Raw genomic sequence first — 4,495 nt, 5'->3', positions numbered from 1 at the left:
GACCGCTCTTCCACCTCGGCGCGCGCACGGTCGGCGACCTCGGCGGCCCGCGCGCCGCCGTCCTCGGCTACCGCCCGCCGGACCGCCGCCCGGGCGGCCCCGACCGCCCGGCCGTGCTCGGCCGCACCGCCCGGGCCTTCTGGAAGAGGCTGGCCTGCGCGGTCCCCGCGTCCTCGCGGCCCCTCTCCGCGGCCACGGCGTCCCACTTCTGGTCGGGGACGCTGCCGCACGGCGGGGAGAGCGCCGACTGGACCTGCACCCGGGTGGCGTACGCCGACGGCGGCGCCGCCTCCTTCGCGACCCTGCTCGGGGCGGAGAACCGGGCCACGGGCGCCTGCGACGTCCAGCGTCCGGTCAGCGGGACGTGGTGGCGCGCGGCGTCGGGCCGCTGGTACTACGTGGCCGCGGCGGGACGCGGTCTCGTCCCGCACGCCGAGGGGGTCCGGGGCGCCGCGACGCGCGACCGCCTCCTCGTCGGCAGGGGGACCCCCGGCACTGCCGTGACCCTCACCGCCCGATAGGGCGGGTCGGGTCAGCACCCGCTTACCTCGATCGGGCACACTGGGGGGACCGAACGAGATTCAGGGAGTCGCAGATGGGCAACGGGCCGCTCTCCGGAGTACGGGTGATCGAGCTGGCCGGGATCGGGCCGGGGCCGTTCGCGGCGATGCTGCTGGCCGACCTCGGCGCCGACGTGATCCGCGTCGACCGCGCCTCCGCCGTCCGGGACGGGCAGGCCGCCGGCGGCACCGACTTCACCAACCGCGGCAAGCGGTCGATCGCCGTCGACCTCAAGAGCGAGCGCGGCAAGGACGTCGTCCTCCGCCTGGTGGAGAAGTCCGACGTCCTGCTCGAAGGGTTCCGCCCCGGCGTCACCGAGCGCCTCGGCATCGGCCCGGACGACTGCCTGGCCCGCAACCCGCGCCTGGTGTACGGGCGGATGACCGGCTGGGGGCAGGAGGGGCCGCTGGCGCACACCGCCGGCCACGACGTCGGCTACATCGCGATCACCGGCGCCCTGCACGCCATCGGCCGCGCGGGCGGGCCGCCCCAGGTCCCGATGAACCTGCTCGGCGACTTCGCGGGCGGCAGCATGTACCTCGTCACCGGCGTCCTCGCGGCCCTGCTCGAGACGCGGACGACCGGGCGCGGCCAGGTCGTCGACGCCGCCATCGTGGACGGCACCGCCCACCTGTCCACCTTCATCCAGGGCTTCCTCGCGGGCGGCATCTGGGAGGACCGCCGCGGCGTCAACATGCTCGACACCGGCGCCCCCTGGTACGACGTCTACGAGACCTCCGACGGCCGCCACATGGCCGTCGGCGCCATCGAGCCGCAGTTCTACGCCGAGTTCCTCCGCCGGCTCGGCGTCGAAGGGGAGGACCTTCCCGCCCAGTACGACCGCGACCGATGGCCCGCCATGCGCGAGCGCTTCGCCGCCGCCTTCCGCACGAGGACCCGCGACGAGTGGACGGAGGTCTTCGTCCCGAGCGACGCCTGCGTGGCCCCCGTCCTGTCGCTGGCCGAGGCCGCCGAGCACCCCTTCAACACCTCCCGCGAGGTCTTCCCCGAGCTCGCCGGCCACCGCCAGCCGGCCCCGGCCCCCCGCTTCTCCCGGACCCCGGCCGAGACCGACGGCGTCCCCGTCCTCCCCGGCGGCCAGACCAGGGCCGTCCTGGACGACCTGGGCTTCGACGACGCCGAGACCCTCCTCAAGGAGGGCGCCGTCGCCCAGGCCTGACCGGGCCCGCGGCCGCGCCCGTCCGGACACGGCCGCGGCGGATCGCTTGTGAATCGGCTGACAATTCCCTCGCGGTAACCGGTGGTCATTCCACAAGACTGCGCCGGAACGCGGTCGTACCTTGTGGGCACCCCACCCCCGATCAACACGGCGACAGGAAAGGCCGGACGCCGGCCTGGTTCGTCGTGCCCGCATTAGGGAGATGCCCATGCGTTTCACACGACTCCGCTCGTGGGCGGTCATCGCCGCGGCGGTCCCCGCCGCCCTCGGCCTGGCCGGGACGGTCGCGCCCGCCGCGCACGCCGAGACGAGCCCGCAAGGGGCGAACGACTGGAACTGCAAGCCCTCGTTCCTCCACCCGCGCCCCGTGGTGCTCGTGCACGGCACGTTCGAGAACATGGCCTTCAACTGGCAGAAGCTCTCTCCGGCGCTCAAGAAGGCCGGGTACTGCGTCTACGCCCTCAACTACGGCGGCCCGAAGGACGGCCCCGTCCAGGGGATCGGCGACATCCCCACGTCGGCCGGTGAGCTGGCGGCGTTCGTCGACAGGGTCACGGCCGCCACCGGGGCCTCCAAGGTCGACATCGTCGGGCACTCGCAGGGCGGCATGATGCCGCGGTACTACATGAAGTTCCTCGGCGGCGCCGCGAAGGTGAACAAGCTGGTCGGCGTCGTGCCGTCCAACCACGGCACCAACATGTCCGGTCTGGTGGAGCTGGGCAGCCTGCTCGGCATCACGCAGGCGGTCGTGAAGGCGGCGCCGGCCGCGGGCCAGCAGATCGTCGGCTCCGACTTCCTCAAGAAGCTGAACGAGGGCGGCGACACCGTGCCCGGCCCGACCTACATCGTGCTGTCCACCAAGTACGACGAGGTCGTCACGCCCTACACCTCGGAGTTCCTCAACGGCTCCAACGCGCAGAACGTCCTGCTGCAGGACAAGTGCCCGAACGACACCAACGCGCACGTCGGCATCGCCTTCGACCCGGTGATGATCAGATTCGTGCTGAACTCGCTCGACGTCTGGGGCCCGTACTGGCCCATCGACTGCGCGAACCCCCTCGGCTGACCCGGAGACGGCGGCGTCCGGCGGGCTCCCCTCTCACCGCCGGGCGCCGCCGCGCCGCCTCCGGCGTCACAGCCCGAGGCGCTTCGCGGCGATCTCGTTCATGATCTCGTTGGTGCCGCCGCCGATGCCGAGGATGCGGGCGTCGCGGTAGTGGCGCTCCACCTCCGACTCGCGCATGTAGCCCGTCCCGCCGTGCAGTTGGACGGCCTCGTGCACGACGTGCTCGCAGGCCAGGACGGCGGTGTTCTTGGCGTAGGCGGTCTCGGTGAGGACGTCCTCACCGGCGGCGTGCCGTTCGGCGACGGCGCGGGTGTAGGTGCGGGCGACGTCGGTCCGCCGCGCCATCTCGGCGATCTTGTGCCGGACGAGCTGCCGGGAGGCCAGGGGGCGCCCGAACGTCTCCCGGTCCCGCACCCAGGCGAGGGTGAGGTCCAGGCAGCGCTGCGCCGTCGCGTAGGCCTGGACGGCGAGGGAGAGCCGCTCGGTCACGAAGTTCTCGACGATCTGCAGGAACCCGCTGTTCTCCGCGCCGACCAGGTTCTCCGCCGGGACGCGGACGCCGTCGAACGACAGCTCCGCGGTGTCCGAGCAGAGCCAGCCCATCTTGCGCAGCGGCTTCGACACGGTGAACCCCGGGGTCCCCTTCTCCACGACCAGCAGGGAGATGCCGTCGAAGCCGGGCCCGCCCGTGCGCACCGCCGTGGTGACGAAGTCGGCCCGCACGCCCGAGGTGATGAACATCTTGGCGCCGTTGACGACGTAGTGCCCGCCGTCGCGGACGGCGGTGGTGCGGATGCTTGCGACGTCCGACCCGGTGCCCGGCTCGGTGACGCCGAGCGCGCCGATCAGCTCCCCGGCGAGCGCCGGCCGCGCGAACCTCTCGATCAGCGCCTCGTCCCCGGAGGCGATGATGTGGGGGAGCGCGATCCCGTGCGTGAACAGGGAGGCGACCACGCCGCCCGACCCGCCGGACTGGATGATCTCCTCGGCGACGATCAGCGCGTCGAACAGCTCCCCGCCGGACCCGCCGGCCTCCTCCGGGAACCCCGCCCCGAGCAGTCCCGCCTCGGCGGCGCGGGCGTGCAGGGAGCGGGGCAGCTCGCCCGCGTCCTCCCAGCCGGCGAGGAACGGGACGATCTCCCGCGCGGTGAAGTCGCGGACCAGGGCGCGCAGCGCCGCGCGCTCCGGGGTCTGCCAGGGGTCCAACGCGCCTCCTCGTGTAGAACGAGGTTCGGAATCTAGCAGGCGGCGCGTCACCCGCCGGCGCGCAGGTCCTCCGGGCCGGGCGGCGCGGGCAGGTCTCCCGCCGGGACGCCGGTCAGCTCGCTGACGTGCCGGCGCAGCACCGCCCGCAGCTCCGCCGGGCCGGCGGCGTCGGGCCGCAGGACGGCGTGCGAGGTCAGCCCGTCCACCAGCGCGTGCACCCGCGCGGCCTCGACCTCGACGTCCAGGTCGGGGCGCAGGGCGCCGGTGCGGCGGGCCGCCCGCAGGACCCGCGTCGCGATCGAGCGCAGGTCGTCGTGCATCTCCCGGGCCAGCGGGCGAAGCTCGGGCCGGGTGCGGGCGCCGACCGTGAAGGCCAGCCACACCTCGGCCTCCTCGCGCCGGTCGGCGTCCAGCGGCAGCAGCTCGGCGAACAGCGCCTCCACGGCCGCCGCGTGCTCGGCCGGCGGCGCGGCGGGGCCGGG

The 4,495-nt window shown here is 74.1% G+C and carries 4 protein-coding genes and 1 pseudogene; 3 read left to right on the top strand and 2 right to left on the bottom strand.

Annotated elements, in window-relative coordinates; all coding sequences use genetic code 11:
- The 3 genes and pseudogenes from ABWI04_RS41695 to ABWI04_RS41685 all read left to right on the top strand — a co-directional run.
- Positions 1-521, top strand: a pseudogene (locus ABWI04_RS41695) (hypothetical protein); the annotation flags it as partial.
- Positions 522-595: 74 nt separating this feature from the next.
- A complete protein-coding gene (locus ABWI04_RS41690; RefSeq protein WP_353835861.1) occupies positions 596-1,741 on the top strand; it encodes a CaiB/BaiF CoA transferase family protein in 1,146 nt (381 codons plus the stop codon).
- Between the two features lie 208 nt (positions 1,742-1,949).
- Complete coding sequence (locus ABWI04_RS41685; RefSeq protein WP_345182326.1) at positions 1,950-2,807, top strand: esterase/lipase family protein; 858 nt, start codon at positions 1,950-1,952, stop codon at positions 2,805-2,807.
- Between the two features lie 66 nt (positions 2,808-2,873).
- Here the strand turns inward: ABWI04_RS41685 and ABWI04_RS41680 are convergent, their stop codons facing one another.
- Together ABWI04_RS41680 and ABWI04_RS41675 are read right to left on the bottom strand one after the other, a co-directional pair.
- Positions 2,874-4,013, bottom strand: coding sequence for an acyl-CoA dehydrogenase family protein (locus ABWI04_RS41680; protein WP_353835860.1), 1,140 nt, complete (start codon positions 4,011-4,013; stop codon positions 2,874-2,876).
- Positions 4,014-4,060: 47 nt separating this feature from the next.
- Positions 4,061-4,495: TetR family transcriptional regulator C-terminal domain-containing protein (locus tag ABWI04_RS41675; RefSeq protein ID WP_353835858.1), on the bottom strand; the 435-nt coding region annotated here is incomplete at its 5' end.

This window comes from Actinomadura sp. NPDC000929 (genome assembly GCF_040492065.1).
In the GTDB taxonomy this organism is placed as follows: Bacteria; Actinomycetota; Actinomycetes; order Streptosporangiales; family Streptosporangiaceae; genus Spirillospora; species Spirillospora verrucosospora.
This window is presented reverse-complemented; position numbering and strand designations above follow the sequence as displayed.

Excerpts from the sequence above, each read along its gene's own strand:
- ABWI04_RS41690 (WP_353835861.1), top strand. The coding sequence starts at position 596 with ATGGGCAACGGGCCGCTCTCCGGAGTACGGGTGATCGAGCTGGCCGGG.
- ABWI04_RS41685 (WP_345182326.1), top strand. The coding sequence starts at position 1,950 with ATGCGTTTCACACGACTCCGCTCGTGGGCGGTCATCGCCGCGGCGGTC.